The 26,538-nt window shown below is 59.8% G+C and carries 26 protein-coding genes; 18 read left to right on the plus strand and 8 right to left on the minus strand.

The genetic code is table 11. The features are described 5' to 3' along the window. Positions 1 to 47: 47 nt before the first annotated feature. From eutC to KUF73_RS14265, 3 genes are all read right to left on the minus strand, one after another. Positions 48 to 872, minus strand: coding sequence for an ethanolamine ammonia-lyase subunit EutC (gene eutC / locus KUF73_RS14255; protein ID WP_218438630.1), 825 nt, complete (start codon positions 870 to 872; stop codon positions 48 to 50). An 8-nt stretch (positions 873 to 880) separates the two neighbouring features. Then, entirely contained in the window at positions 881 to 2,275 is a 1,395-nt protein-coding gene (locus KUF73_RS14260; protein ID WP_218438631.1) for an ethanolamine ammonia-lyase subunit EutB, read from the minus strand. A 254-nt stretch (positions 2,276 to 2,529) separates the two neighbouring features. Next, positions 2,530 to 4,050: an aldehyde dehydrogenase family protein gene (locus tag KUF73_RS14265; RefSeq protein WP_218438632.1), complete on the minus strand. Its 1,521-nt coding sequence runs from the start codon at positions 4,048 to 4,050 to the stop codon at positions 2,530 to 2,532. Between the two features lie 383 nt (positions 4,051 to 4,433). Between KUF73_RS14265 and KUF73_RS14270 the strand changes: the two genes are divergently transcribed. From KUF73_RS14270 to KUF73_RS14285, 4 genes are all read left to right on the plus strand, one after another. After that, complete coding sequence (locus KUF73_RS14270) at positions 4,434 to 6,350, plus strand: sigma-54-dependent Fis family transcriptional regulator (RefSeq protein ID WP_218438633.1); 1,917 nt, start codon at positions 4,434 to 4,436, stop codon at positions 6,348 to 6,350. 182 nt (positions 6,351 to 6,532) lie between these two features. Further along, positions 6,533 to 7,882 (plus strand): UDP-N-acetylmuramate:L-alanyl-gamma-D-glutamyl-meso-diaminopimelate ligase, encoded by a 1,350-nt coding sequence (gene mpl / locus KUF73_RS14275; protein WP_218438634.1) that lies wholly within the window; start codon positions 6,533 to 6,535, stop codon positions 7,880 to 7,882. After that, complete coding sequence (ubiX, locus tag KUF73_RS14280) at positions 7,879 to 8,511, plus strand: flavin prenyltransferase UbiX (protein WP_095941968.1); 633 nt, start codon at positions 7,879 to 7,881, stop codon at positions 8,509 to 8,511. The genes mpl and ubiX overlap by 4 nt, the downstream gene beginning before the upstream one ends. Continuing rightward, positions 8,504 to 8,788 carry a YceK/YidQ family lipoprotein gene (locus KUF73_RS14285; protein ID WP_218438635.1) on the plus strand — a complete coding sequence of 95 codons (285 nt, stop codon included), beginning with the start codon at positions 8,504 to 8,506 and terminating at the stop codon, positions 8,786 to 8,788. Before ubiX ends, KUF73_RS14285 begins: the two co-directional genes overlap by 8 nt. Before the next feature lie 77 nt (positions 8,789 to 8,865). Here the strand turns inward: KUF73_RS14285 and KUF73_RS14290 are convergent, their stop codons facing one another. The 3 genes from KUF73_RS14290 to KUF73_RS14300 all read right to left on the minus strand — a co-directional run bounded on the left by KUF73_RS14290 (position 8,866) and on the right by KUF73_RS14300 (position 11,823). Then, on the minus strand, positions 8,866 to 9,507 hold the full coding sequence (locus tag KUF73_RS14290; protein WP_218438637.1) for an oxidoreductase: 642 nt from the start codon (positions 9,505 to 9,507) through the stop codon (positions 8,866 to 8,868). 27 nt (positions 9,508 to 9,534) lie between these two features. After that, a complete protein-coding gene (locus KUF73_RS14295) occupies positions 9,535 to 11,253 on the minus strand; it encodes a C13 family peptidase (RefSeq protein ID WP_218438638.1) in 1,719 nt (572 codons plus the stop codon). Positions 11,254 to 11,367: 114 nt separating this feature from the next. Then, positions 11,368 to 11,823 (minus strand): MaoC family dehydratase, encoded by a 456-nt coding sequence (locus tag KUF73_RS14300; RefSeq protein WP_103403429.1) that lies wholly within the window; start codon positions 11,821 to 11,823, stop codon positions 11,368 to 11,370. 196 nt (positions 11,824 to 12,019) lie between these two features. On the opposite strand from KUF73_RS14300, the gene KUF73_RS14305 reads away from it, so the two are divergent. The 3 genes from KUF73_RS14305 to KUF73_RS14315 are packed head-to-tail and all read left to right on the plus strand — an operon-like array spanning position 12,020 to position 13,700. Then, on the plus strand, positions 12,020 to 12,385 hold the full coding sequence (locus KUF73_RS14305; RefSeq protein WP_218438639.1) for a CidA/LrgA family protein: 366 nt from the start codon (positions 12,020 to 12,022) through the stop codon (positions 12,383 to 12,385). Then, the gene (locus KUF73_RS14310; protein ID WP_218438640.1) at positions 12,382 to 13,098 is read left to right on the plus strand and encodes an LrgB family protein; all 717 of its coding nucleotides are present in this window, start codon (positions 12,382 to 12,384) and stop codon (positions 13,096 to 13,098) included. Before KUF73_RS14305 ends, KUF73_RS14310 begins: the two co-directional genes overlap by 4 nt. Positions 13,099 to 13,109: 11 nt before the next feature. Beyond that, positions 13,110 to 13,700 (plus strand): LON peptidase substrate-binding domain-containing protein, encoded by a 591-nt coding sequence (locus tag KUF73_RS14315; protein ID WP_218438641.1) that lies wholly within the window; start codon positions 13,110 to 13,112, stop codon positions 13,698 to 13,700. A 53-nt stretch (positions 13,701 to 13,753) separates the two neighbouring features. Here the strand turns inward: KUF73_RS14315 and KUF73_RS14320 are convergent, their stop codons facing one another. Further along, positions 13,754 to 15,070, minus strand: a complete 1,317-nt coding sequence (locus KUF73_RS14320) for a bifunctional DedA family/phosphatase PAP2 family protein (RefSeq protein WP_218438642.1) — start codon at positions 15,068 to 15,070, stop codon at positions 13,754 to 13,756. A gap of 146 nt (positions 15,071 to 15,216) precedes the next feature. Further along, positions 15,217 to 15,912, minus strand: a complete 696-nt coding sequence (locus tag KUF73_RS14325) for a DNA-3-methyladenine glycosylase (protein WP_218438643.1) — start codon at positions 15,910 to 15,912, stop codon at positions 15,217 to 15,219. Between the two features lie 189 nt (positions 15,913 to 16,101). On the opposite strand from KUF73_RS14325, the gene KUF73_RS14330 reads away from it, so the two are divergent. From KUF73_RS14330 to lipB, 11 genes are all read left to right on the plus strand, one after another. Continuing rightward, positions 16,102 to 17,373 carry a glutamate-5-semialdehyde dehydrogenase gene (locus KUF73_RS14330; protein ID WP_218438648.1) on the plus strand — a complete coding sequence of 424 codons (1,272 nt, stop codon included), beginning with the start codon at positions 16,102 to 16,104 and terminating at the stop codon, positions 17,371 to 17,373. Continuing rightward, complete coding sequence (gene nadD / locus KUF73_RS14335) at positions 17,342 to 18,064, plus strand: nicotinate-nucleotide adenylyltransferase (protein ID WP_256345645.1); 723 nt, start codon at positions 17,342 to 17,344, stop codon at positions 18,062 to 18,064. Before KUF73_RS14330 ends, nadD begins: the two co-directional genes overlap by 32 nt. A gap of 73 nt (positions 18,065 to 18,137) precedes the next feature. Continuing rightward, positions 18,138 to 18,632, plus strand: a complete 495-nt coding sequence (rsfS, locus tag KUF73_RS14340; protein WP_218438652.1) for a ribosome silencing factor — start codon at positions 18,138 to 18,140, stop codon at positions 18,630 to 18,632. 9 nt (positions 18,633 to 18,641) lie between these two features. Further along, the gene (gene rlmH / locus KUF73_RS14345; RefSeq protein WP_007937439.1) at positions 18,642 to 19,109 is read left to right on the plus strand and encodes a 23S rRNA (pseudouridine(1915)-N(3))-methyltransferase RlmH; all 468 of its coding nucleotides are present in this window, start codon (positions 18,642 to 18,644) and stop codon (positions 19,107 to 19,109) included. A gap of 10 nt (positions 19,110 to 19,119) precedes the next feature. Beyond that, a complete protein-coding gene (gene mrdA, locus KUF73_RS14350; RefSeq protein WP_218438653.1) occupies positions 19,120 to 21,015 on the plus strand; it encodes a penicillin-binding protein 2 in 1,896 nt (631 codons plus the stop codon). 31 nt (positions 21,016 to 21,046) lie between these two features. Further along, positions 21,047 to 22,150, plus strand: coding sequence for a rod shape-determining protein RodA (gene rodA, locus KUF73_RS14355; RefSeq protein WP_218438908.1), 1,104 nt, complete (start codon positions 21,047 to 21,049; stop codon positions 22,148 to 22,150). 17 nt (positions 22,151 to 22,167) lie between these two features. Beyond that, complete coding sequence (mltB, locus tag KUF73_RS14360; RefSeq protein ID WP_218438654.1) at positions 22,168 to 23,178, plus strand: lytic murein transglycosylase B; 1,011 nt, start codon at positions 22,168 to 22,170, stop codon at positions 23,176 to 23,178. Further along, the gene (locus KUF73_RS14365; RefSeq protein ID WP_218438655.1) at positions 23,178 to 24,185 is read left to right on the plus strand and encodes a septal ring lytic transglycosylase RlpA family protein; all 1,008 of its coding nucleotides are present in this window, start codon (positions 23,178 to 23,180) and stop codon (positions 24,183 to 24,185) included. The genes mltB and KUF73_RS14365 overlap by 1 nt, the downstream gene beginning before the upstream one ends. 185 nt (positions 24,186 to 24,370) lie before the next feature. Beyond that, entirely contained in the window at positions 24,371 to 25,528 is a 1,158-nt protein-coding gene (locus KUF73_RS14370) for a D-alanyl-D-alanine carboxypeptidase family protein (protein ID WP_218438656.1), read from the plus strand. Positions 25,529 to 25,615: 87 nt separating this feature from the next. Further along, positions 25,616 to 25,891, plus strand: coding sequence for a DUF493 domain-containing protein (locus tag KUF73_RS14375; RefSeq protein WP_218438657.1), 276 nt, complete (start codon positions 25,616 to 25,618; stop codon positions 25,889 to 25,891). Beyond that, the gene (gene lipB / locus KUF73_RS14380; RefSeq protein ID WP_218438658.1) at positions 25,891 to 26,538 is read left to right on the plus strand and encodes a lipoyl(octanoyl) transferase LipB; all 648 of its coding nucleotides are present in this window, start codon (positions 25,891 to 25,893) and stop codon (positions 26,536 to 26,538) included. Before KUF73_RS14375 ends, lipB begins: the two co-directional genes overlap by 1 nt.

Consider the following 26,538-nt stretch of genomic DNA (forward strand, 5'->3'; position numbering starts at 1 on the left):
CGTCGATCCTGCCTCAAAATGGAACGAAAGTGCAATGCGGAAGCGATTCATCCATCCGGCGGGCCGAGTAGGAAATTACCTTTCATATCCGCCCTCATATCCGAATCCAGCGTCTGAATTTGCGCTTCGTCCTTCAGATTGACCCCTGAAAGCTGGCGCCGGCAGGCCTCACGCATCAAATACAGCAAACGGTGTGCCGCCATGCCGTAACTCAGCCCTTCGAGGCGCACATTGGAGATGCAGTTGCGGTAGGCATCCGTCAGGCCGACTTTGGGATTGTAGGTGAAATATAAACCCAGACTGTCTGGCGAGCTGAGGCCAGGGCGTTCTCCTATCAGAATCACTGTCATTTTTGCGCCTAACAGCTCGCCGATTTCGTCGGCCACTGCAACGCGCCCCTGTTCCACCAATATCACCGGGGCTACGGACCAGTTTTCGGCGTTGACCTGTTCTTCCAGCCGCGCCAGAAACGGTAGCGTGTGACGATGAACCGCCAATGCCGACAAGCCATCGGCGACCACGATGGCCAGATCGACTCCGCCAGGATGGGCCGCGGTGTAATCGCGCAGGATTTGTGCGGACGCCTCGCTTAATTTTCGCCCCAGATCGGGGCGCTGCAGGTAACTGTTGCGGTCGATCGCTGCGCTGTGCAGCAGAATACTGTCACGACCGCGTTCAGTCAGTTGCGAGCGCAGTGCCACATGGTCAAATGGCAAATGCACCGCGTCCCGCGCCTGGGCATGGGCGTATTGGAAGTCCAGTTGTGCGCGGGTAGGCATGCTAGTGCCGGTACGGCCCAAAGCAATTCGCGCCGGTGTCAGGCGTCGCAGTTCCAGCCAGGGGTTGTGCGGATCGAAGGGTATTTTTTCCATGTCAACACTCATCCCAATTGCGCCAATGCTTGGCGAAAGGCGGGCGGCAGGCCGTTGCCGAAGAGCACCTTGCCGTCCGGCTGGGTAAAAATGCCCATTTTCGCCAGCCATTGCTCGAATTCCGGCGCAGGCTTGAGGCCCAGGGTCTGGCGGGCATAAAGCGCGTCGTGGAACGAGGTGGTCTGGTAATTGAGCATGATGTCGTCGGAGCCGGGGATGCCCATGATGAAGTTGATCCCGGCCACGCCCAGCAGGGTCAGCAGGGTGTCCATGTCATCCTGGTCGGCCTCGGCATGGTTGGTGTAACAAATGTCGCAACCCATCGGTACGCCCAGGAGCTTGCCGCAGAAGTGGTCTTCAAGGCCGGCGCGGATGATCTGTTTGCCGTTGTAGAGGTATTCCGGGCCGATAAATCCTACGACGGTGTTCACCAGGAACGGGTTGAAATGTCGCGCCACCGCGTAGGCCCGGGTTTCACACGTCTGTTGATCGACGCCATGGTGGGCGTTGGCCGACAGAGCGCTACCCTGGCCGGTTTCGAAATACATCAGGTTTTGGCCCAGCGTGCCGCGATTGAGGCTCAACCCGGCGTCGTACCCTTCCTTCAACACGTTCAAATTAATACCAAAACTGGCATTCGCCGCTTCGGTGCCGGCGATCGACTGGAACACCAGGTCCAGCGGTACACCGCGATTTACCGCTTCAATCGACGTGGTGACGTGGGTCAGCACGCAAGCCTGGGTCGGGATTTCGTAGCGCTGAATGATCGCGTCAAGCATTTCCAGCATCGCGCAGATTGAGGCGATGCTGTCGGTGGCCGGATTGATCCCGATCATTGCATCACCGTTGCCGTGCAGCAGGCCGTCGAGAATGCTGGCGGCAATGCCGGCCGGTTCGTCGGTGGGATGGTTGGGTTGCAGGCGCGTGGACAGGCGGCCGCGCAGGCCGAGGGTGCCACGGAACTGCGTGACCACACGGATTTTCTGAGCCACCAGCACCAGATCCTGCACGCGCATGATCTTCGATACGGCGGCAACCATTTCCGGGGTCAGGCCGGGGGCGAGGCCGCGCAGGACCGTTTCGTCGGCGGCGTCGCTGAGCAGCCAGTCACGAAAACCTCCGACCGTGAGGTGGCTGACCACGGCAAAGGCGTTTTTGTCGTGGGTGTCGATGATCAGTCGGGTGACTTCATCATCTTCATAAGGAATCAGTACTTCCTGTAGGAAGTGGCTCAATGGAATGTCGGCCAAAGCCATCTGTGCGGCCACACGCTCACCATCGTTGAGCGCGGCGACACCCGCCAGGAAGTCCCCTGAGCGCGCCGGACTGGCCTTGGCCATCACCTCTTTGAGGTTGTCGAAGCGATAGGTCTGGGCGCCGACAGTATGGGCAAATGCGGCCATGGGGCGGTGTCCTCCTGGTTGAAAGCAATTCCCCTGCAGGAGCTGCCGAAGGCTGCGATTTTTTGATCGTGCTCTTTAAAAAGGCAAGATCAAAAGATCGCAGCCTTTGGAAGCTCCTACAAGGGCCGTGTGCGAGCAAACCCGGATAAAAATAGGCAATGCCCGTGCCAGGAACGGCCAGGGCATTTGTGTTGTGTCAGCCTGGAGATGCCGTCGCGGGCAAGACTTGCCCGCGATGGCCGTTACGCGCTGGGTTAGAAGAAACCCAGCGGATTGATGTCGTAGCTCACCAGCAGGTTTTTGGTCTGCTGATAGTGGTCGAGCATCATTTTGTGGGTTTCACGGCCGACGCCGGACTTTTTGTAACCACCGAACGCGGCGTGTGCCGGGTACAGGTGGTAGCAGTTGGTCCACACACGACCGGCCTTGATGGCGCGGCCCATGCGATAGGCGCGGTTGATGTCGCGGGTCCAGAGGCCGGCACCCAGGCCGAACTCGGTGTCGTTGGCGATGGCCAGGGCTTCGGCTTCGTCCTTGAAGGTGGTGATGCTCACCACCGGGCCAAAGATTTCTTCCTGGAACACACGCATTTTGTTGGTGCCCTTGAGCAAGGTCGGCTGGATGTAATAGCCGGACGCCAGGTTGCCCTCGAGTTTTTCCACCTTACCGCCGGTCAGCAGCTCGGCACCTTCGCCCTTGGCAATTTCCAGGTACGAAAGGATTTTGTCGAATTGCTGCTCGGATGCCTGGGCGCCAACCATGGTGTCGGTGTCCAGCGGGTCTCCACGTTTGATTTGCAGGACTTTCTTCATGACCACTTGCATGAATTCGTCGTAGATCGACTCTTGAACCAGTGCGCGGGACGGGCAGGTGCAGACTTCGCCCTGGTTGAAGAACGCCAGCACCAAACCTTCGGCCGCTTTCTCGATGAAGGACGGTTCGGCTTTCATGATGTCCTCGAAGAAGATGTTCGGCGATTTGCCACCCAGCTCCACGGTGGACGGAATGATGTTTTCAGCGGCGCATTTCATGATGTGCGAGCCGACCGGGGTCGAGCCGGTGAAGGCGATCTTGGCAATGCGTTTGCTGGTGGCCAAGGCTTCGCCAGCTTCTTTGCCGAAGCCTTGCACAATGTTCAGCACGCCTGGCGGCAGCAGGTCGCCAATCAGTTCCATCAGTACGGTAATGCCCAGCGGGGTTTGCTCGGCAGGCTTGAGCACTACGCAGTTACCGGCAGCCAGGGCCGGGGCGAGTTTCCAGGCCGCCATCAGGATCGGGAAGTTCCACGGGATGATCTGCCCGACCACGCCCAGTGGTTCGTGAATGTGATAGGCCACGGTGTTGCCATCAATCTCGGCAGCGCTGCCTTCCTGGGCGCGAATGCAACCGGCGAAATAGCGGAAGTGGTCAGCAGCCAGCGGGATGTCGGCGTTGAGGGTTTCGCGAACGGCTTTGCCGTTGTCCCAGGATTCAGTGATTGCCAGCAGTTCGAGGTTCTGCTCGATGCGGTCGGCAATTTTCAGCAGCACCAGCGAGCGCGCCTGGGCAGACGTGGCGCCCCAGGCATCGGCAGCGGCGTGGGCAGCGTCCAGGGCCTTGTCGATATCTTCGGCTGTGGAGCGCGGGAATTCGGCAATCGGTTGGCCATTGACTGGCGAAGTATTGGTGAAGTACTGACCTTTGACAGGCGCGACGAACTCGCCGCCGATGTAATTACCGTATTTGGCTTTGAACGAAACGATAGCGCCTTCAGTACCGGGGTGAGCGTAACGCATGGTGGGTTCTCCTTGGCTTTTGTACTTATTAGGAAGACGCGCATGTGCGCTTGCTTTAAGCGTAGAGCAAAGGCCGGGCCACTGCCTTGCAGGTCAGGCAAATCAAGGCCTTACGCGGTTTTTGTCGGACCGACGGACTCTGTCTGTGACGGTTTCGGTACAGCCTTGGTGACAGTTTGTACTGCTTCTGGCACAGCGTGTGACGGGTCGGTCTCGCCGGCATTGCAAAGCATGGATGGCTGGAGGATGCTCGGTGCCTGTGATGGACCGTAGGAGCTGCCGAAGGCTGCGATCTTTTGATCTCGAATCAGCAAGGTCAAAAGATCGCAGCCTTCGGCAGCTCCTACAGGGCCGTGTACACCTTTCGGGGAGAATAATAAGAAATGCACGACAACCATTTGAGTCGCCATGCCCAGCAAGTCTTGACCGTCACTCAGGGGAAAACCCACCTGCACGGTCCCGGCAGCGATCCGTCCATTGCCCGTTCCTGGCTGCGCTGTCTTGAGGACTATCACCTTGATCCGGCGCTGACCATGGCGCCGACGGTGCTGGAGCATGGTCGCGTCCTCGAAAGCCGCGAACGCCTGCAGCAAGTGCTACAGATCGCCGGCAATGAAATGACCAGCCTGCATCAGCAGCTTTCCGGGGCTGGCCATGCGGTGTTGCTGACCGACGCTCGTGGCGTGATCCTCAATTGCGTGACCGCACCCACCGAACGGAAGATTTTTGAACGCGCCGGTCTCTGGCTCGGAGCCGACTGGAGCGAAGCCTGCGAAGGCACCAATGGCATCGGCACGTGCCTGGTGGAGCGCCAGTCGCTGACTATCCATCAGGATGAGCACTTTCGCGGCCGCCACACCGGCCTGACCTGCTCGGCCAGCCCCGTGTTCGACCCGCACGGCGAGCTGCTGGCGGTGCTCGACGTTTCATCGGCGCGGCATGAAATGTCGCGGCAGAGCCAGTTCCATACCATGGCGTTGGTCAATCTTTCGGCGAAGATGATCGAGAGCTGTTATTTCCTGCGTTATTTCGACAATCAATGGTTGCTGCGTTTTCATCTGCAGGCCGAGTCCGTCGGGCTGTTCAGCGAAGGGCTGTTGGCGTTCGACGGGGAAGGGCGGATCTGCGCGGTCAACCAAAGTGCGCTGAACCTGCTGGGGCATGTTCGCGGTGGGTTGCTGGGTAAACCGGTGGAGGCGTTTTTCGATTGCGCGCTGGATGAACTGCTTGGTCGCGCCAGCGTCAATGCCAGCGCCAGTTGGCCGCTGCGCACCCGTGACGGGCGCAACCTGTTTGCCGTGTTGCGTGGACAAGCTCGCCGCGCGCCGGTGTCATTGGCGCCAAGTCCAGTGGTTGAACAGCGTACGCAGTTGTCCGGTATCTGCCTGGGTGATGCCGCGTTGCAGGCGGATTTTCGCAAAGCCCTGCGAGTGTATGAACGGGACGTGCCATTGCTGATCAACGGCGAAACCGGTTCGGGTAAGGAAGCCTTCGCCAAAGCCGTACACCACGCCAGTCAGCGGGCCGGCAAAGCCTTCGTCGCCCTCAACTGTGCGGCTATCCCCGAAAGCCTGATCGAAAGCGAGTTGTTCGGTTATCGCGGCGGCAGTTTCACCGGCGCGCGCAAGGAAGGCATGCGCGGCAAGTTGCAGCAGGCAGATGGCGGGACCTTGTTCCTCGATGAAATCGGCGATATGCCCTTGGCCTTGCAGACGCGTCTATTGAGGGTGCTGGAAGATCGCCAGGTGGTGCCGATTGGCGGCGAGCCGGAGTCGGTCAACGTGCGGATCATCAGCGCCACGCACCGCAATCTGCTGGAGCGGGTTGAGGATGGCAGCTTCCGTGAAGACTTGTATTACCGACTCAACGGTTTGGAGGTGGCGCTGCCGGCATTGCGCGAGCGCAGTGACAAATCGCAGTTGCTGGACTTTTTACTGGCCGAAGAGGCAGGCGGGGAAACCGTGCTGATTGACGGGCCGGCACGGCAGGCATTATTGGGCTTTGCCTGGCCGGGCAACGTTCGGCAGTTGCGCAATGTGCTGCGTACCTTGGCGGCGTTGTGTGAAGGCGGACGGGTCGGCCTGGAAGATTTGCCAGCAATGATTCGCCAGGCCCGGCCGGTAGCTGCGGTGCAGGCCATTGAAGAGCCGTCCGAGCATCCGCTGGAAGATGCCGAGCGGCTGGCGCTGTTGAATGCGCTGGAACATACGCGGTGGCATATGACGCATACGGCTGAACAGCTGGGTGTGAGTCGTAACACCCTTTATCGGAAACTGCGCAAACACGGGATTGCCCGCTAGGTGAACCGGTTCCTGCAGGAGCGAGGCTTGCCCGCGATGGCGGCGTCAGGGCCTGCCTGAATGACCGCGTTATCGTTCATCGCGGGCAAGCCTCGCTCCTGCAGGTTCTGCATCAGCCCGAAACAAAGGTGCGATTTTCCCCTCCCTAAGCTAACCTGCGGCCATGTTTTACGAGGTCGACTATGCACATTCATATTCTTGGTATCTGCGGCACTTTCATGGGTTCGATGGCGGTTCTGGCCAAAGAGCTGGGCCATCACGTGACGGGCTCCGATGCCAACGTCTATCCGCCGATGAGCACTCAGCTTGAGGCTCAGGGCATTGAGTTGACCCAAGGTTACGACCCGGCGCAACTGGACCCGGCACCCGATCTGGTGGTGATCGGCAATGCCATGTCGCGTGGTAATCCGGCAGTCGAATACGTATTGAACAAAGGCCTGCCTTACGTCTCCGGCCCGCAATGGCTGGCCGATCACGTGCTGCAAGGTCGCTGGGTGCTGGCCGTCGCCGGCACTCATGGCAAGACCACGACCAGCAGCATGCTCGCATGGGTGCTGGAGCACGCAGGCATGAGCCCGGGCTTCCTGATCGGTGGCGTACCGCAGAACTTCTCGGTGTCGGCGCGTCTGGGCGGTACACCGTTTTTCGTAATCGAAGCCGATGAATACGACAGCGCATTTTTCGACAAGCGCTCCAAGTTCGTGCACTACGGCCCGCGCACGGCGATCTTGAACAACCTGGAGTTCGATCACGCCGATATCTTCCCCGATCTGCCAGCCATCGAACGGCAGTTCCACCACTTGGTACGGACTATCCCGAGCGAAGGCCTGGTGATTCACCCGACCACCGAACCCGCGTTGCAGCGCGTGATCGAGATGGGCTGCTGGACTCCGGTGCAAACCACCGGCGCCGGCGGTCAATGGCAGGTCAAACTGCACAGTGAAGATGGCTCGAAGTTCGAGGTGATGTTCGAAGGTGTTTCCCAGGGCGTGGTCGAGTGGGACATGACCGGCCAGCACAACGTCGCCAACGCACTGGCTACCTTGGCCGCCGCACGTCACGTCGGTGTGGTGCCGTCCATGGGCATCGCCGCGTTGAGCGCGTTCAAGAGCGTGAAGCGCCGGATGGAGAAAGTCGCGGAAGTGCGTGGCATCACTATTTATGACGATTTCGCTCACCACCCGACCGCCATCGCCACCACACTCGACGGCCTGCGCAAGCGCATTGGCGATGCACCGTTGATCGCGATCATCGAACCGCGCTCCAACTCCATGAAACTTGGCGCTCATCGCGATGGTTTGCCGGAAAGCGTGGTCGATGCCGATCAGGTGATTTGGTATGCACCGGCCAACCTCGGCTGGGATCTGGGCGCTACCGCGGCGCTATGCACCGTGCCGTCGATTGTCAGCGATTCGCTGGAAGGCATCATTGAACGCGTGAAAAGTCAGGCTCAGCCCGGCACACATGTGGTGATCATGAGCAACGGCGGCTTCGGCGGCCTGCACGGCAAACTCGCCGAGGCGCTCAAATGAACAACGGCCCGGACCGCATTACGCTGGCGATGACTGGCGCTTCCGGCGCTCAGTACGGGTTGCGCCTGCTCGACTGCCTGGTGCGCGAAGACCGTGAAGTGCACTTCTTGATTTCCAAGGCGGCGCAACTGGTAATGGCCACCGAAACTGACGTCACGCTGCCGGCCAAACCGCAGATGATGCAGGCCTTCCTCACGGAATACACCGGCGCTGCTGCCGGGCAGATTCGTGTGTACGGCAAGGAGGACTGGATGTCACCGGTAGCCTCGGGCTCTGGTTCGCCCGCCGCGATGGTGGTGGTGCCATGCTCCACGGGCACCTTGTCGGCGATTGCGACGGGGGCTTGCAACAACCTGATCGAGCGCGCCGCCGACGTGACGTTGAAGGAGCGCCGCCAGCTGATTCTGGTGCCGCGTGAAGCGCCGTATTCGAGCATTCACCTGGAAAACATGCTCAAGCTGTCGAACATGGGTGTGACAATTCTGCCGGCATCGCCAGGTTTCTATCATCAGCCGCAAACCATTGACGACCTGATCGACTTCGTCGTCGCGCGGATTCTCAACCTGCTGAACATTCCGCAAGACATGCTGCCGCGTTGGGGCGAACACCATCTGACCAGCGATGAATAAGCTGCTGACGATTCTGCTGGCCTTGCAGCTGGCAGGGTGCGCGACTGCGCGCACCTTGGATGCCGCCAAACCCGGAGCGCCGGTGGTGTACTCGGGAACACGGCTGGATCTGTACGCGATGAACGGTGGTTGCTGTGCCAAGGACCGTTTCGGTGCCGAAGCGCCAGGCTATCCTGGCGTCGACCTGCCGGCCAGCGCGCTGCTTGATACGCTGCTTTTGCCGTTGTCGGTGCTGACGGTGTTGGGGGTGAATTTTCAGGCGACGGGTGGTTTGTAAAAATCAAAAGATCGCAGCCGGCGGCAGTTCCTACAAGGAATCATGTAGGAGCTGCCGCCGGCTGCGATCTTTTGATCTTATTTGCCCAGTTTCCTCAGCTCATCCGACTCGACAATCCGCACCCCATCCTGTTCTTCCAGCGCCAATCGCCACATGGCGCGGGCCATTTGGCAAGCTTCGATGCCATGGTACTTGCCGGGGATCAAGCGTGACAGCGGACCGGCGACTTTCTCCGCCAAGCGTGGCTCGATGCGTTCGCCCAGCAGCAACGAGGGCCGGCAAATGGTCAGTTGCGGCCAGTCCTGGGCCCGCAATGCGTGTTCCATCTCGCCTTTGACCCGGTTGTAGAAAATCGGCGATCTGCGATCAGCCCCTAAGGCGCTGATCACGATCAGGTGCCGGGCGCCCATCTCCCGGGCACGTTTGGCGAAGGCCACCACCATGTCCAGGTCCACCGCGCGAAACGCCTCTTCCGAGCCCGCCTGCTTGATGGTGGTGCCCAGGCAGCAGTAGGCGATGTCGACGCGGCCGTTCAACTGCGGCAGAAATACCGTCGGGTCGCCGACCGGGTTTTCGAGGTGGGGATGCTTGACCAGTGGCCGGCGTGAGGGTGCCAGAACCCGCGTAATCGTTGGCTCATTGAGCAAACGGTCGAGCAGATGTTCACCGGTCAAACCGGTGGCTCCGGCAAGCAGTACGTGCTGTGGCGTCAAGTACATAGTGTTTCTCCCTTGATACTCATCAGCTTAGTTGCTCTTTGCATCCTTGCTGTCAATGGAGACACTTTGTAGTGCTTTGCGTGCCTGTTGTTTGCGCAACAATTGCCAGTGCGAGAGGACGGTTTTCGGTGCCCAGATCTGTGGCTCGGAGGCTTCGAAGCCATCCGCCAGTTCACGTTCGGCGACGGTGGCCTTGGCCAGCTTGAAGGCTTGCTCCAGATCATCGGTCTGGTTCAGGGCCTGAGCGAACAGAGCGTCGCCGAAGTAGGTGAAGTTGGCTTCTTCCGAACAGCCGAAGGACACACGGTCGGCCCGCGAGGCGGTCATGATCAGGGTGCGTTCGTCCTTGAGGGCGGGGATGAAGCCGCCGGAGTAGCAGGACGAAATCACGATGATTTTGTCGCGGTTTTTCAGTGGGGCAAGAACGGCGGCCAGTTCGTCGGCCGGCAGATCGGCCAGTTCCATGCGCGGCTGGTCGAGCACCAGTTCGTGTTCGCTGGTGCCATGGCTGGTCAGGTAGATGAAGATCAGGTCTTCCGGACCGCTGCGCTCGGCCAGGGTCAGGGCTGCGCGACGCAGGTTTTCCCGGGTGGCCATTGGTCGGTCGGCGAGGTGGTCGCGATGGTTCACCAGGCGGATCTGACCAAAGGCGCCGAAGCGGCTGGTTAGCATGTTGGCGACGTAGTCGGATTCGCGCAAGAACACGCTCTGCTTGCCGTCGCCGCCAAGGGTCAAGGTGTACAGCTCCACCGCCGGAGTCGAGGCGGGGACGTTGCTCAGCGCGTCCTCCAGCAAGCGGCCTTGGGCCAGCAAGCCAAGTTCGAGGGGGTCAGGCAGCAACTTGCCATCGGCGTCGCGCACGCGCTGGCCGTTGACCCACGTACCGCTTTGCACTGTGCCGTCAGTCAACACCAGGGTGCCGCGACCGGAATAGCTGTCGCTGTCGAATTGGCCGATGTAGAAACTGCCGTCAGCCAGGTTCAAGCGCCCTTGGCCGGCGAAGCGCCAGTCGCTGAATTGGCCGATGTAATGGCTGCCGTCGGCGCCGATCAATTCGCCCTTGCCGTTCAGCGAGCCTTCCTTGAATTGACCGAGCCAGACATCGCCGTCGGCATTTTCGTAGCGACCCTTGCCGTGCAGTTGGTTGTTCTTGAAACCGCCGACATAGATGTCGCCATCGGCACTGTTGAATGTCCCGTTGCCTTCCAGTTGACCGTCGACGAAGTGCCCGGTGAACTGATTGCCGTTGCCGTCGCTGCGCTGGCCTTCGCCATTAGGCTTGCCATGGGCGAACTGGCCTTGATAGGCGCTGCCGTCTTCGAGTTCCAGACGGCCGAGCCCTGAATATTGATCGGCCTTGAATTCGCCGCGGTAGGTCATGCCGTTTTCTTTGAGCGTGCCTTCGCCATCGCGGCGACCGAGTTTGAAACCACCGGTATAGCTGCTGCCGTTGGTGGTAAGGCTGCCCTGGCCATCGAACAGCCCCTGATTGAAAGGCCCGCGATAGACTTCGCCGTTACTGCCGTGCCATTCGCCCTGGCCATGCCATTGGCCTTTGTCGAATTGACCGGCATACCAGCTGCCGTTCGGGTAATCGATGCGGCCCTGGCCTTGCAACAGTCCATTGACCAGATCACCACGGTAGCGTCCGCCATCCGGCAGGCGGGCGTCAGGGGGCAGCGGCGATTCGCCGTCGCCGCAAGCGGTGAGCATCAGGGTCAAGGCAAGGAGTGCAAGTGAGCGCATAGCGGGATCCGGGCAATTAGGCGACCGAGTATGCCGCAGCTATGTGTCCTTATATAGCTGGAAGAAAATAAGCAGGTGCGAAACAGCATGAGCTGTTTCGCAATCGGGCGGGTATCAGACGAAGCAGAGTGACAACGGTTCGGCGATGTACGCCGGTTTGTCCGACCCTTCGATTTCCAGTGTGGCAGTGGCCTTGAGCAGCCATTGGCCGGGTTTCTTCTCGGTGACTTCGGTCAGATCGACCTTGAGGCGCACTTTCGAATTGACTTTGACCGGCTGAATGAAGCGCACGCTATCGAGGCCATAATTGACCACCATCTTCAAGCCTTCGGGCATGACGAGGATGTCTTCCATCAGTTTCGGAATGAGCGACAGCGACAGGAAACCGTGGGCGATGGTGCTGCCGAAAGGCGTTTGCGCGGCTTTGACCGGGTCGACGTGGATGAACTGATAATCCCCTGTGGCTTCGGCGAACAGGTTGATGCGCTCCTGATCGATGGTGAGCCATTCGGAACGTCCGAGTTCCTTGCCGACATAATCATTGAGCTCTGCAACTGGAACATAGGGCATTGAGACTCTCCTTGGGTTCATCGGTTTTATAGTTTTGAGGTGGGGGGATTTGACCTCCCGGATTACCACTTTAGATCAACATGGCAAATTGCTCAGGTCAACTGACCATGCTTTTGGCGAATGCCGGTGTATAGGGCAGCATGCTTATAATGCCCGGCCCGCCATTGCGGGTGACGGGTTTTGCGGGAGATGAAAGATGCTGTTACGTGGCCTGACCTGGCTGGTGCTGTTCCAATTGCTCGGCACCGCGATCAACCATTTGTTTTTGCCGATCCTGCCGGGGCCGATTGTCGGCCTGCTGCTGTTGCTGGTGTTTTTGATCAGTCGCGGCCAGGTTGGTGAGCCGCTGAACCTGGCGGCCAGCAGCCTGCTGCGTTACCTACCCTTGCTGTTGGTGCCGCCGGCCGTGGGGGTGATGGTTTATGCCAAAGACATTGCTGCGGATTTCTGGGCCATCACCGGCTCGCTGGTGTTGTCGTTGCTGCTGTCCATGGCGTTCGCGGGTGTGCTGATGCAGCGCCTGATCAAGCGTCACACGCATCATCCCGAGGACGGCCAATGATCCTCGACTGGCAGGGCGCGTGGACCTCCGTGATTCATCATCCATTGTTTGGCATCGGTATTACCCTTGGTGCCTATCAGCTGGTGTTGGCGGCGTTCGAGAAAACCCGCTGGATCTTTTTGCAGCCGGTGCTGGTCTCCATGTTGCTAGTGATTGGTGTGTTGCTGGGTTGCGGGCTGACCTATGCCGAGTATCGCAAGAGCACCGAGATCCTGAGCATCCTCCTGGGCCCGGCGACAGTCGCACTGGCGGTGCCGCTTTATCTCAACCTGCGGCGGATTCGGCAGTTGTTCTGGCCGATATTTACTACGCTGGTGATAGGCGGGGTGGTGGCCACGGGTATGGGCGTGCTGCTGGGGTGGTGGTTCGGCGCCGAGCACATGATTCTGATGACCATGGCGCCGAAGTCGGTAACCTCGCCGATTGCGATGTTGGTGGCCGAGCAGATTGGTGGCGTCGCGGCGCTGGCTGCGGTATTCGTGTTGATTACGGGTGTGATCGGGGCGATCTTCGGTCCGAGCCTGTTGACCCGGCTCGGTGTTCACAGTCCCGAGGCGCGCGGCATGGCACTGGGCATGACCGCCCATGCGGTCGGCACGGCAGTGGCGATGCAGGAAAATGAAGAGTGCGGCGCCTTTGCGGCGCTGGCGATGAGTTTGATGGGCGTGGCCACGGCAGTTTTCCTGCCGCTGGCGGTGTCGATGGTGGTGTAAAGGAAATGTCTATGAGTCTGCCGCTTTTTCCGCTGAATACGGTGCTGTTCCCTGGCTGCATCCTCGACTTGCAGATTTTCGAGGCGCGTTACCTGGACATGATCGGTCGCTGCATGAAACAGGACGGCGGCTTCGGCGTGGTGTGCATTCTCGACGGCGAAGAAGTCGGCATCGCCCCGGCAGGTTACGCGTTGGTCGGGTGCGAGGCGCGGATCACTGATTTCAAGACGCAGGAAAACGGCTTGCTGGGCATTCGGGTCGAAGGAGGACGGCGGTTTAATGTCTTGAGCACTGACGTGCAGCGCGACCAGTTGATTCTCGCGGAAGTCGAGTGGCTGGAAGACGAGCCAGAACAACCGCTACAGGATGAGGACGCCGATCTGGTGGCTTTGCTCAATGCCTTGGCGGAACACCCGATGGTTGAAGCGCTGAACATGGGCACCGAAGCGACCGGGCAACAGTCGCTGGCCAATCAGCTGGCGTATCTGTTGCCGTTTGCGGAAGTAGACAAGATTGACTTGCTGCAACTCGATGATCCACAGCAACGGCTGGATGCGATTCAGGCGTTGCTGGATGAGTTGCAGGGTGAGTTATTTGCCTGACGGCTAAAAGATCGCAGCCTATGGAGTTGCCGCAGGCTGCGATCTTTTGATCTTCAATACGCATACCGCAACATCGTGTGCGGCAAATGCCGCAGCACGAAAAACCCAAACAACGCCACCAACGCCGGCAATACCAGCCACCAGACTTTTGCTGGCATGGCGTTGAGCGATGTCTGGCGCTGACACAACCAAAGGCTCGCTGCGCAGACACATGCCGCCAGCATTGCGCCGGCCATTACATCCGTCGGCCAATGCGCACCCAGGTATACGCGGGAGAGGGAGATTGCCAGCGCCGGCAGGCAGCCGACCAACAACCAGGTCAGGCGCATCCGTGGCGGCTGTCCGCGGCCGGCCAGCACGGCGAGGGTCAGGAATAGCGCAAAGGAACCCGACGCATGGCCGCTGGGCATGCTGTAACTGGTCAGAGGATCGCTCAATATTTCCGGACGCATGCGGGCAAAAAAGTGTTTGGTCACGGTGTTGCCCAGCGCCGTGCAAAGTAGAGTGCTGCCGGCGAAAATGGCCTGGCGCCATTGTCGGGTGACAAGCAGCAGCCCGACCAGCAAGGCGCTGAATACCAGCATGTTGCGGAACTCACCGATCAGCGTGAAGACAACGGCTACTTCATCGAGCATCGGGCTGCGGTGTTCTTGTATCAGGGTCATCACACCCTGATCGAGAGCGGTCAGATGCGGATAACCAATAAACAGTCCCGCCAGAATCAGCAAACTCATCCCCGCGATGAATATCGTAGCCTTGCGATGGCGGCGCAGGCTGCTGGTTGCGCTCAGTCCCACCATCACCGCGATACTGCCGACGACGATCCCCGCCTCGGGCCAGAACCCCTCGGGCAACGGCAGGCGAATTGCCGCGCCGGTGGCCCAGCCTGGTAATAGATAGGCAACCGACCATCCCGCGCCAGCCAGCAGGCTGACGGCGAAGAAGCGTGGAAATGGCATGTCGAACATGCCAGCGACCATCGGTAACATCGGCCGCAAAGGCCCGATGAAGCGCCCGACCAGCAGGCTGGCAATACCGTAGCGCTGGAAATACGACTCGGCCCCGGCAATCCACTCCGGGTGATGGCGCAGCCCTGGCAGGCGCCGGATGTTCTGATGGAAATGGCGCCCCAGGAAATACGAAACGACATCGCCCAGAACGCCGGCCACAAAGCCGAGCAACAGCGTTTCACTCAACGACAGCGCACCACTGCCGGCCAGTACCGCCACAGCGAACAGCAAAACCGTGCCGGGCACGATCAATCCGGCAATCGCCAGGCACTCCACAAAGGCCACTATGAACACCGCCGCCGCCAGCCATTGCGGGTTGACCGTCAACCAGGCGGTCACGCTATCGAGCCATGGGCCCATAAAAACAACTCCATTGAATGATCAATCAATCGGCACAGCGCTATAAACCTCTGTAGGAGCTGCCGCAGGCTGGGATCTTTTGCTCTTGTCTTTAAAAACCAAAGTCAATAGATCGCAGCCTGCGGCAGCTCCTACACGGATTGTGTTTACAGCAAATAATAGTCGCGACCTTCGACCTGCCCCCGTCGCAGCGGGTTCCGCGTGCAATAGGCCGCGTAGGCACCATCAACAAAGCGGTACATCAAGTGTTCGTCGCGCCCGTTGGGGATGCCCAGGCGAGTGGCCTGAATAACGTGGGCGGGTGTCTGGCCGACGTCTTCCACCAGCAGCACTTCATGGTCGAAGCGCTTGGCATCCCACACTGGCACCTTCAGGCCAAGAGACTTGCACAGCAATGTTTGCCCGGCGCAGAGCTTTTGCGATGGGCGAGGGCGGCCGTGGGCGTCGGGATTGTTCAGCAGCATTTGCGCCAGGCTCGCCGGGCCGCTCAAATCGTCGACCCACGGGTAAGCGGATTTGATCAGGACGGCGTTGCCCGCACCCTGAGCGCTGAAGTTCAAGGAATCACCACCCCGCGCGTAATACATATAGATGTGCCCACCATCCAGAAACAAAGCCTTACGCTTTTCTGTGTAGCCGAGGGAGGCGTGACTGCCTTTTTCTGCGCAGTAATAGGCTTCGGTTTCGATAATTCGCGCGCTGAGCCACAGGTCGCCGACGCGATGACGGATTACTTTGCCGAGTAAATCCCGGGCCAGAACTTGGGCGTCGCGGTCGAAAAACGCGTCCGGAAGGCCTTTTGGCGGGCTTTCAGCGGACGCATGAACAGTCAGGTTAGACATGATGAACGGCGTTTATCAGGGCTGATTGAGTCGCGATGATAACAATTTGCAGCTTAATCCCGGCTGAACGTCGGCAAATTGCCCTCCATTTCGACCATCCGCCCGTCACCGCTGTTAGTCGGGGGACGCGACAGCTATAATCTGCCGCTTTACTCTTTACCAAGACCTTAGAAAAGACCACGCCAGACCATGACTGAGTCCGTTCTCGACTACATGACCCGCCTGGGCCGCGCTGCCCGCGAGGCTTCCCGCGTCATCGGCCGTGCCAGCACTGCGCAGAAAAACCGCGCCTTGCAGGCTGCTGCCAATGCGCTGGACGCTGCACGCGCCGAGCTGACCGCTGCCAATGAGCTCGACCTGGCGGCTGGCCGCGCCAATGGTCTGGAGCCAGCATTGCTCGAACGTCTCGCGCTGACCCCGGCTCGTATCGACGGCATGATCGTCGGCCTTCGTCAGGTGGCGGCACTGCCGGACCCCGTCGGCGCGATCCGCGACATGAGCTATCGCCCGTCGGGTATCCAGGTCGGCAAGATGCGGGTGCCGCTGGGCGTGATCGGGATTATTTACGAGTCGCGGCCGAATGTGACTATCGACGCCGCCAGCCTGTGCCTGAAGTCTGGCAATGCGACCATTTTGCGTGGCGGCTCCGAAGCCATTCATTCCAACCGTGCCATTGCCGCCTGCATCCAGCGCGGCCTGGCCGAGGCCGATCTGCCTGCCGCCGTGGTGCAAGTGGTCGAAACCACTGACCGTGCCGCTGTTGGCGCATTGATCACCATGCCGGAATACGTTGACGTCATCGTGCCGCGTGGCGGCCGTGGCCTGATCGAGCGGGTCAGTCGCGATGCCCGCGTGCCGGTGATCAAGCACCTGGACGGCATCTGCCACGTTTATGTCAGTGCCCACGCCGATCTGCTCAAAGCCCAGCGCATTGCATTCAACGCCAAGACTTACCGTTATGGCATCTGCGGGGCGATGGAGACGCTGCTGGTCGACCAAACCGTTGCCAAAGATTTCCTGCCAGCCATGGCTGCTCAGTTCCGCGAAAAAGGCGTTGAACTGCGTGGTTGTGAGCGTACCCGGGCAATCATCGATGCAGTGCCAGCCACTGAAGAAGACTGGAACACCGAGTACCTGGCGCCGATCTTGTCGATCCGCGTGGTCGACGGGCTGGAACAAGCCATCGAACACATCAACCATTACGGCTCTCACCACACCGATTCGATTGTCAGCGAACACCAGGGCGACACCCGGCGTTTCGTGGCTGAAGTCGACTCGTCGTCGGTGATGATCAACACGCCGACGTGCTTCGCCGATGGCTTCGAATACGGATTGGGTGCCGAGATCGGCATTTCTACTGATAAGCTGCACGCCCGCGGCCCGGTCGGCCTCGAAGGTTTGACCTGCGAGAAGTACATCGTGGTCGGTGATGGCCAGTTGCGCGGACAGGAGCCGGCCTGACTTGGGCGACTTCGACCCGTCAGCCCCGGTAATCGCCAGCGCGCCCGTATCTCGCCGCATTGGTGTGCTGGGCGGTACCTTTGACCCGGTGCACATCGGCCATTTGCGCGGTGCACTGGAAGTCGCCGAATCGCTGGCACTTGATGAGTTGCGTCTGACACCCAGTGCCAGACCGCCTCATCGCAATACGCCGCAGGTGTCGGCGAAGAACCGTCTGGCGATGGTCGAGTGCGCGGTGGCCGGTGTGGCACCGTTGGTGGTGGACGCCCGCGAATTGCAGCGGGACAAACCGTCCTACACCATCGATACCCTGGAACTGATGCGTGGCGAACTGGCCGTGGATGACCAGGTTTTTCTGCTTTTGGGTTGGGACGCATTTTGCGGCCTGCCTACTTGGCACCGCTGGGAAGAGTTGCTCCAGCATTGCCACATCCTGGTGCTGCAACGCCCGGATGCCGACAGCGAACCGCCGGATGCCTTGCGCAACCTGCTGGCAGCGCGCTCGGTGAGCGACCCGCTGGCCCTCAAAGGGCCGAGCGGACAGATTGCATTCGTCTGGCAGACGCCGCTCGCGGTATCCGCCACCCAGATCCGTCAACTGCTGGCCAGCGGTAAGTCGGTACGTTTCCTGGTGCCCGACGCGGTCCTGGCCTACATCGATGCGCACGGACTTTACCGTGCGTCGAACTGAATAGGAGTGCCTCAAGGCACGTAGCAACAACGTGTATTGAAGCGCCCGAACATACGAGCAAAACGAGTTTTTTATGACGAACAACGACGTAAACAAAGTAAAGCGCAAAGGCACGTTCAAGAGCGCTCCGCTGCCAGAGAAAGTCCTCGCTGCCGAGCCGCCTAAAGGCGACGATCTGGTCAAGATCGCCGTAGCAGCCCTGGAAGACGTCAAGGCTCAGGACGTGCTGGTCATCGACGTTCGCGACAAGCAGAGCATCACTGACTTCATGATCATCGCCACCGGTACTTCCAACCGCCAGATCGGCGCGATGCTGGACAAGGTCCGCGAAGCGGTCAAGGCCCTGGGCATCAAGCCATTGGGTGAAGAAGGCAAGGGCGACAGCGACTGGGTTCTGCTGGACATGGACGACGTGATCGTCCACATGATGACTTCCAACGCCCGTCAGTTCTACGACCTGGAGCGCCTGTGGAAAGGTGCCGAGCAGAGCCGTGCCGCCGATGGCAAACACCACAGCCCTGAAGTTGGTCACGAGCATTTCACCAAGCTCAACAAAGACCAGGAATAAGGAACGGCTGTGCGACTGCGACTGATCGCCGTCGGTTCACGCATGCCCAAGTGGGTGGAAGAAGGCTGGCATGAATATGCAAAGCGTCTTCCGTCCGAGCTGGCGCTGGAACTGGTGGAAATACCGCTCAACACCCGTGGCAAGAACGCCGACGTGGCGCGCTTCATCCGTCAGGAAGGCGAAGCCATGCTGGCCAAGGTTGGGCCGAACGAGCGCGTTGTCACCCTCGAAGTCCACGGCAAGCCCTGGAGCACCGAGCAACTGGCGGTCGAACTGGATCGTTGGCGGCTGGATTCGCGCACGGTCAATTTCATGGTCGGCGGCCCCGAAGGGCTGGCGCCGGAAGTGTGTGCCCGAGCTGATCAACGCTGGTCACTCTCGCCGTTGACGTTGCCGCACCCGCTGGTGCGCATCCTGATCGGCGAACAGCTGTATCGTGCCTGGACTGTTTTGTCCGGCCACCCTTACCACAAGTAGTTCTGCCCGAATGACTCAGCCGATCCGCATCAAGGACCACGAAAAAGACGCCCGTCTGGTGCGTGGCCGCGTCGTGTTCGGGGCAATTGCGGTCGTGACGCTGATCGGCGTGTTGATCGCACGGCTGTATTTCCTGCAGGTGATCCAGTACGAGTACCACTCGACCCTGTCGGAAAACAACCGCGTCCATGTGCAGCCGATTCCGCCGCCCCGTGGGTTGATTTACGACCGCAACGGTGTGGTTATTGCCGATAACCGGCCTAGCTTCAGCCTGAGCATGACCCGCGAGCGCTCTGGTGATTGGCCGCAAGTGCTGGATGTGATCGTCCAGGTGTTGGAGCTGACACCCGAGGACCGGGTGATTTTCGAGAAGCGCATGCGTCAGGGGCGTCGACCGTTCGAGCCGGTGCCGATCATGTTCGAGTTGACCGAAGAGCAGATCGCGCGGATCGCCGTAAACCAGTTCCGCCTGCCAGGGGTAGAAGTGGTCGCGCAGCTGGTTCGTCACTATCCCCAGGGTGCGCACTTTGCGCACTCGGTGGGTTACATGGGGCGGATCAACGAAAAAGAACTGAAGTCTCTGGACCCGGTGAGTTACAGCGGCACCCATCAAATCGGCAAAACCGGCATCGAGCGCTTTTACGAGCCGGAACTGCACGGCCAGGTGGGTTACGAGGAAGTCGAAACCAACGCTCGGGGCCGCGTGTTGCGCGTGCTCAAGCGTACCGATCCGATTCCCGGCAAGGACATCGTCCTGAGCCTGGACATCAAGTTGCAGGAAGCCGCTGAAACTGCGCTCGGTGGTCGACGTGGCGCGGTAGTGGCGCTGGACCCGAAAACCGGTGAAGTGCTGGCGATGGTCAGCCAGCCGAGTTTCGACCCGAACCTGTTTGTCACCGGCATCAGCTTCAAGGCTTATTCCGAGCTGCGAGATTCGATCGATCGGCCGCTGTTCAACCGCGTGCTGCGCGGTCTGTATCCTCCGGGCTCGACGATCAAACCGGCGGTGGCGATTGCGGGCCTGGACTCTGGTGTGGTGACCGCGTCGACTCGGGTGTTCGACCCCGGTTACTACATGCTGCCCAATTACGATCACAAGTATCGCAACTGGAACCGCACCGGCGACGGCTACGTCGATCTCGATACGGCGATCATGCGCTCCAACGACACTTACTTTTATGACCTGGCCCATAAGCTGGGGATCGATCGGTTGTCGACGTACCTGGGCAAATTCGGTATCGGCCAGAAGGTCTCGCTGGACATGTTTGAAGAGTCGCCAGGGCTGATGCCGTCTCGCGAGTGGAAGCGTGCGACGCGTCGTCAGGCATGGTTCCCTGGCGAAACACTGATTCTGGGGATCGGCCAGGGCTACATGCAGTCGACTCCATTGCAACTGGCACAGGCTACGGCGCTGGTGGCCAACAAAGGCATCTGGAATCGCCCGCACCTGGCCAAGACCATCGAAGGCGAGAAGCCTGTGGACCCGAATCCGATGCCGGACATCATCCTGCGTGACCCGTCCGACTGGAACAAGGTCAACCACGGCATGCAGCAAGTCATGCACGGTGCCCGTGGTACGGCGCGCAAAGCCTCGATCGGTGCGCAATATCGGATTGCCGGCAAGAGTGGTACGGCCCAGGTGGTCGCGATCAAGCAGGGTGAGAAATACGACCGCTCCAAGGTTCAGGAACGCCACCGGGACCACGCCTTGTTCGTCGGCTTCGCGCCGGCCGATGACCCGAAAATTGTCGTGTCGGTGATGGTCGAAAACGGTGAGTCCGGCTCCGGCGTCGCCGCGCCGGTGGTCCGTCAAGTCATGGACGCCTGGCTGCTGGATGAGAGCGGCCATCTCAAGGCCGAATACGCCAGCCCTAACAGCGCAGAGGCTACTGCCCGTGATGAATAACTTTGATCGCATGCTCTCTAGCGAGGATGTGATGCGTCGTCGCGCGACGCTGCTGCAACGCCTGCACATCGACGGCCCTCTGCTGATCCTGTTGCTGACCCTCGCCGCTGGCAGCCTGTTCGTGCTGTATTCGGCCAGTGGCAAAAGTTGGGATTTGCTGGCCAAACAGGCAACTTCGTTCGGCATCGGCCTGGTGTCGATGATCGTGATTGCCCAGTTCGAGCCACGTTTCATGGCGCGCTGGGTGCCCGTCGGCTATGTGCTTGGCGTGTTGTTGCTGGTGGTGGTGGACGTGATGGGCCACAACGCCATGGGCGCCACACGCTGGATCAACATTCCGGGGGTGATCCGCTTCCAGCCTTCGGAATTCATGAAGATCCTGATGCCGGCGACCATCGCCTGGTACTTGTCCAAACGCACGTTGCCGCCGCAGCTCAAGCATGTGGGTGTCAGTCTGTTTCTGATCGGTTTGCCGTTCATCCTGATCGTGCGGCAACCGGACCTCGGCACCTCGCTGCTGATTCTGGCCGGCGGCGCGTTCGTGCTGTTCATGGGTGGGCTGCGCTGGCGCTGGATTCTCAGCGTGCTGGCCGCCGCCATTCCCGTGGCCGTGGCGATGTGGTTCTTCATCATGCACGACTACCAGAAGCAGCGGATCCTGACCTTCCTCGACCCGGAAAGCGATCCGCTGGGCACCGGTTGGAACATCATCCAGTCAAAAGCCGCCATCGGTTCCGGCGGCGTGTTCGGCAAGGGCTGGTTGCTGGGCACCCAGTCGCACCTGGACTTCCTCCCGGAAAGCCACACCGACTTCATTATTGCGGTCATGGGCGAAGAATTCGGCCTGGTGGGTATCTGCGCTCTGTTGCTGATTTACCTGCTGTTGATCGGTCGCGGGCTGGTGATCACCGCCCAGGCCCAGACTTTGTTTGGCAAATTGCTGGCCGGCAGCCTGACCATGACGTTTTTTGTATACGTTTTTGTGAACATCGGTATGGTCAGTGGCCTGTTGCCGGTGGTGGGGGTGCCGTTGCCGTTCATTAGCTACGGAGGAACTTCGCTGGTGACGCTGCTGTCAGCGTTTGGGGTTTTGATGTCGATCCATACCCATCGTAAGTGGATCGCACAGGTTTGAATAAGGTGAAGATTTCAATGCAAGTAATGCGTGGCTGGGCGACTCGAAACGCGCAATGGGTCGGCCTGGTAAGCATCCTTGGCAGTGCGCAGGAAGCGTTGGCAGGCGATTACGAAGGCTCACCTCAGGTGGCCGAGTTCGTCGGTGAAATGACCCGTGATTATGGTTTTGCCGGTGAACAACTGATGGGTGTGTTCCGCGAAGCCGAGCGCAAACAGTCGATTCTGGACGCGATTTCGAAACCCGCCGAACGGGTCAAGCAGTGGAGCGAATATCGCCCGATGTTCATCACCGATGCGCGTATCGCCCGCGGTGTGGACTTCTGGCGTCAGCATGAGGCGGTATTGGCTCGTGCAGAACAGGAATACGGCGTGCCGGCTCAGGTCATCGTGTCGATCATCGGCGTTGAGACGTTTTTCGGACGTAATACCGGTAATTTCCGGGTAATTGATGCTTTGTCGACCCTGGGTTTCGACTATCCTCCCCGTGCCGAATTTTTCCGCAAGGAGCTGCGTGAATTCCTGCTGCTGGCACGTGAAGAACAGGTCGATCCGTTGACCCTCAAAGGCTCGTACGCCGGGGCCATGGGTTTGCCGCAGTTCATGCCGAGCAGCTTTCGCGCCTACGCGGTGGATTTCGACGGTGACGGCCACATCAATATCTGGACCAACCCGGACGATGCCATCGGCAGCGTCGCCAGTTACTTCAAGCGACATGGCTGGGTCGCGGGTGAACCCGTGGTCAGCCGCGCCGATGTGCGGGGCGATCAGGCGGATGAAGGTTTGACCACCGGCATTGAACCGACTAAAACCGTCGGAGAGTTGCGGGCGCTGGGCTGGTCAAGTCATGATGCGCTGCGCGATGATATGCCGGTTACCGCGTTCCGCCTGGAAGGCGACAATGGCCCCGAGTACTGGATGGGCCTGAAGAATTTTTACGCAATCACGCGTTATAACCGCAGCGTGATGTACGCCATGGCTGTACATCAACTGTCTGAACAGCTGGTCCAAGCACGGGGCGTCAAGTAATGCGGGCATTGCCTATGAATAAACCCCTGAAGCTGATGGCATTTGCCGCGCTGGCTGTGCTGGTCGCCAGTTGCTCGACCAGTCGCGCGCCTACCCAGACGTCTTCCAATGCCGTGCGTTCGGCGCCGGGGCTGGACATCAACCGGGCGCACAAGGATGGCGCGCCGTGGTGGGACGTCGACGTATCGCGTATTCCGGATGCTACGCCGACCTTGCACTCCGGCCCGTACAAGGCCAACCCGTACACCGTGCTGGGCAAAACCTATTTCCCGCTGCAAGAGTCCAAGACGTACGTCGCCTCGGGCACGGCGTCCTGGTACGGCACCAAGTTTCACGGTCAGAACACCGCCAACGGCGAAGTTTATGACCTGTATGGCATGAGCGCCGCGCACAAGACCTTGCCACTGCCAAGTTACGTTCGGGTGACCAACCTGGACAATAACAAGAGTGTGATCCTGCGGGTCAATGACCGTGGGCCGTTCTATTCGGACCGGATCATCGACTTGTCCTACGCTGCCGCGAAAAAGCTCGGCTATGCCGAAATCGGTACCGCGCGGGTCAAGGTTGAAGGCATCGACCCGCAACAATATTGGGCCGCGAAAGGCCGCCCGGCACCTTTGATGCTCAACGAGCCGCAAGTCGCGCAGAATAGCGCCCCGGTAATCACGGCTTCGGCCGGCACCGTCGAACAATGGACACCACCACCGCAGCAACACGCTGCCGCCGTTGTGCCCGTGCAGCTCGATGCAAAAAAAAACGCTTCTGCACCAGCCTCTGGCCAGTATCTGCAGGTGGGCGCATTCGCCAACCCGGACGCTGCAGAACTCCTGAGGTCGAAGCTCAGCGGGATGGTGAGCACTCCGGTGTTCATCAGTTCGATCGTACGCAATCAACAGACGCTGCATCGGGTTCGCCTGGGGCCAATCGGTTCTCAGGGTGAAATCCAGCAAGTACAAAACAGCGTGCGCATGGCCAACCTGGGTTCGCCGAGTGTGGTCACAGAGTAATAACGTAGAACTTGATTGACGGTTCACCAGCGATTGGGGGGTGAACCAGGTTGTTGGCTCTTCGAAGAACAAAAGCCCGGCAAGGGTGACTTGAGTGAGCAACTGAACACGCGATAACCCGTTAGAAGGTTATTTGATTAGTTTTGCCCGCCAGGGCAGTTTCCATTAGCGATTTCGAGAGACGGATGAACATCACCACCTTTGCCAAACGCCTGTGCCTTCTAGTCCCGCTGCTCCTCTCGCCAGCCGCCTTCGCGGTCGAGATGATGCCGTCGCCACCGCAACTGGCCGCCAAGGCCTACGTGCTCATGGACGCCAGCAGCGGCAACGTGCTGGTCGAAAACAACGGTGACCAGCGTCTGCCGCCAGCCAGCCTGACCAAGCTGATGACCGCGTACATTGCGACCCTGGAAATCCGTCGTGGCCAGATCGGCGAAAACGATCCGGTGACCGTCAGCGAAAACGCCTGGCGTACCGGCGGTTCGCGGATGTTCATCAAGGTCGGCTCGCAGGTCACTGTCAGCGACTTGCTGCACGGCATCATCATTCAGTCGGGTAACGACGCCAGTGTTGCGCTCTCCGAGCACATCGCCGGTAGCGAAGACGCGTTCGCCGACCTGATGAACAAAACCGTTGGCGACCTGGGCATGTCCAACACCCACTTCATGAACCCGACCGGTTTGCCGAACCCTGAGCACTACTCGACGGCTCACGACATGGCCGTGCTGGCTCGCGCGATCATCCACGAAGACCCGGCTCACTACGCGATCTACTCGCAGAAAGAGTTCTTCTGGAACGGCATCAAGCAACCCAACCGTAACCTGCTGCTGTGGCGCGACAAGACCGTTGACGGTCTGAAAACCGGTCACACCGACGAAGCGGGTTACTGCATGGTGTCTTCGGCCGTGCGTGATGGCATGCGTCTGATCGCCGTGGTGTTCGGCACCAACAGCGAAGTGGCCCGCGCCGCCGAGACCCAGAAGCTGCTGACTTACGGTTTCCGTTTCTTTGAAACCCAGACCTTCTACCAGAAAGGCGCCGAGCTGGCTCAGGCACCTGTCTGGAAAGGCGCCACCAATCAGGTCAAGGCCGGTCTGGCTGAAGACCTGACCATGACCCTGCCAAAAGGCCAGCTGAAAAAGCTCGCTGCCAGCATGACCATGAACCCGCAACTGGTCGCGCCAATCGCCAAGGGCGACGTGATCGGTAAAGTCGAAGTGAAACTGGACGACAAGGTCGTGCACAGCGCTGATCTGATCGCTCTGGACGCTGTTGAGGAAGGTGGTATCTTCCGCCGCATGTGGGATAGCATCCGTCTATTCTTCTACAGCCTGTTCAACTGAATTTAGTGTGCACCTGCATGGCCCCGCGCTGATCCAGCGCGCGGCCATGCCCGTCGCCACGGCTTACGCTTACGAGGCCGTTACGCCATGACCGATACCGAAGTAAAGGCGCCAAAGATCGAATTTCCCCAGGTTGATTATCCGATTAAGGTGATCAGCGATACGGGCGTCGGCAACAAGGACAAAATCATCGACATCGTCAAGAAACACGCAAAGATCAACGATGAGCGTGTCGATGAACGCCAAAGCACCAACGGCAAATACACCACGATTCAATTGCACATCGTCGCCACCGACCAGGACCAGCTGTACAACATCAACAGCGAACTGCGGGCTACCGGCTTCGTGCACATGGTGCTGTGATGTCTGGCACGCTGGGCTTTCGCGAGCTCGGCCAGATGGCTTACGAGCCGGTCTGGCATGCCATGCAGCGCTTCACCAACGAACGCGGCAGTGATGCCGCCGATGAAATCTGGCTGGTCGAGCACCCGCCAGTGTTCACTCAGGGACAGGCCGGCAAGGCCGAGCATCTGCTGCTTCCGGGAGATATTCCGGTGGTGCAGGTCGATCGCGGTGGCCAGGTGACGTATCACGGCCCCGGGCAATTGGTGGTCTACCTGTTGCTGGACGTGCGCAAACTGGGTTTCGGCGTACGTGATCTGGTGACCCGCATGGAGTCGTGCCTGATCGAGCTGCTAGCCAGTTACGGCGTGACCGCTGCAGCGAAGCCTGATGCACCGGGCGTCTATGTCGACGGTGCGAAAATCGCATCCCTGGGTCTGCGGATCCGCCACGGTTGTTCCTTTCATGGCCTGGCCTTGAACGTGGACATGGACCTGGAACCGTTTCGACGGATTAATCCCTGCGGCTACGCCGGGCTGGCGATGACCCAGCTGAGCGATCACGCAGGATCGATTGAATTTGCCGAGGTAAGTGCCCGGCTGCGCGCGCAGCTCGTCAAACACCTCGACTATGCTGAGCAGACGACCCTAACGGGCGGAATCGACTGA

Origin of the sequence: Pseudomonas sp. PD9R, assembly GCF_019200975.1 — a bacterium.
GTDB lineage: Bacteria > Pseudomonadota > Gammaproteobacteria > Pseudomonadales > Pseudomonadaceae > Aquipseudomonas.

Bases quoted from the DNA above. Each gene is read 5' to 3' on its own strand.
- KUF73_RS14320 (WP_218438642.1), bottom strand. From the start codon at position 15,070: ATGGGCCCATGGCTCGATAGCGTGACCGCCTGGTTGACGGTCAACCCG.
- KUF73_RS14375 (WP_218438657.1), top strand. From the start codon at position 25,616: ATGACCGATACCGAAGTAAAGGCGCCAAAGATCGAATTTCCCCAGGTT.
- KUF73_RS14370 (WP_218438656.1), top strand. From the start codon at position 24,371: ATGAACATCACCACCTTTGCCAAACGCCTGTGCCTTCTAGTCCCGCTG.
- KUF73_RS14325 (WP_218438643.1), bottom strand. From the start codon at position 15,912: ATGTCTAACCTGACTGTTCATGCGTCCGCTGAAAGCCCGCCAAAAGGC.
- KUF73_RS14305 (WP_218438639.1), top strand. From the start codon at position 12,020: ATGCTGTTACGTGGCCTGACCTGGCTGGTGCTGTTCCAATTGCTCGGC.
- mrdA (WP_218438653.1), top strand. From the start codon at position 19,120: ATGACTCAGCCGATCCGCATCAAGGACCACGAAAAAGACGCCCGTCTG.
- KUF73_RS14290 (WP_218438637.1), bottom strand. From the start codon at position 9,507: ATGTACTTGACGCCACAGCACGTACTGCTTGCCGGAGCCACCGGTTTG.
- mpl (WP_218438634.1), top strand. From the start codon at position 6,533: ATGCACATTCATATTCTTGGTATCTGCGGCACTTTCATGGGTTCGATG.
- KUF73_RS14365 (WP_218438655.1), top strand. From the start codon at position 23,178: ATGCGGGCATTGCCTATGAATAAACCCCTGAAGCTGATGGCATTTGCC.
- KUF73_RS14265 (WP_218438632.1), bottom strand. From the start codon at position 4,050: ATGCGTTACGCTCACCCCGGTACTGAAGGCGCTATCGTTTCGTTCAAA.
- ubiX (WP_095941968.1), top strand. From the start codon at position 7,879: ATGAACAACGGCCCGGACCGCATTACGCTGGCGATGACTGGCGCTTCC.
- KUF73_RS14330 (WP_218438648.1), top strand. From the start codon at position 16,102: ATGACTGAGTCCGTTCTCGACTACATGACCCGCCTGGGCCGCGCTGCC.
- KUF73_RS14270 (WP_218438633.1), top strand. From the start codon at position 4,434: ATGCACGACAACCATTTGAGTCGCCATGCCCAGCAAGTCTTGACCGTC.
- KUF73_RS14285 (WP_218438635.1), top strand. From the start codon at position 8,504: ATGAATAAGCTGCTGACGATTCTGCTGGCCTTGCAGCTGGCAGGGTGC.
- lipB (WP_218438658.1), top strand. From the start codon at position 25,891: ATGTCTGGCACGCTGGGCTTTCGCGAGCTCGGCCAGATGGCTTACGAG.
- eutC (WP_218438630.1), bottom strand. From the start codon at position 872: ATGGAAAAAATACCCTTCGATCCGCACAACCCCTGGCTGGAACTGCGA.
- rsfS (WP_218438652.1), top strand. From the start codon at position 18,138: ATGACGAACAACGACGTAAACAAAGTAAAGCGCAAAGGCACGTTCAAG.
- rodA (WP_218438908.1), top strand. From the start codon at position 21,047: ATGCGTCGTCGCGCGACGCTGCTGCAACGCCTGCACATCGACGGCCCT.
- KUF73_RS14300 (WP_103403429.1), bottom strand. From the start codon at position 11,823: ATGCCCTATGTTCCAGTTGCAGAGCTCAATGATTATGTCGGCAAGGAA.
- KUF73_RS14315 (WP_218438641.1), top strand. From the start codon at position 13,110: ATGAGTCTGCCGCTTTTTCCGCTGAATACGGTGCTGTTCCCTGGCTGC.
- KUF73_RS14310 (WP_218438640.1), top strand. From the start codon at position 12,382: ATGATCCTCGACTGGCAGGGCGCGTGGACCTCCGTGATTCATCATCCA.
- nadD (WP_256345645.1), top strand. From the start codon at position 17,342: ATGGCCAGTTGCGCGGACAGGAGCCGGCCTGACTTGGGCGACTTCGAC.
- KUF73_RS14260 (WP_218438631.1), bottom strand. From the start codon at position 2,275: ATGGCCGCATTTGCCCATACTGTCGGCGCCCAGACCTATCGCTTCGAC.
- mltB (WP_218438654.1), top strand. From the start codon at position 22,168: ATGCAAGTAATGCGTGGCTGGGCGACTCGAAACGCGCAATGGGTCGGC.
- KUF73_RS14295 (WP_218438638.1), bottom strand. From the start codon at position 11,253: ATGCGCTCACTTGCACTCCTTGCCTTGACCCTGATGCTCACCGCTTGC.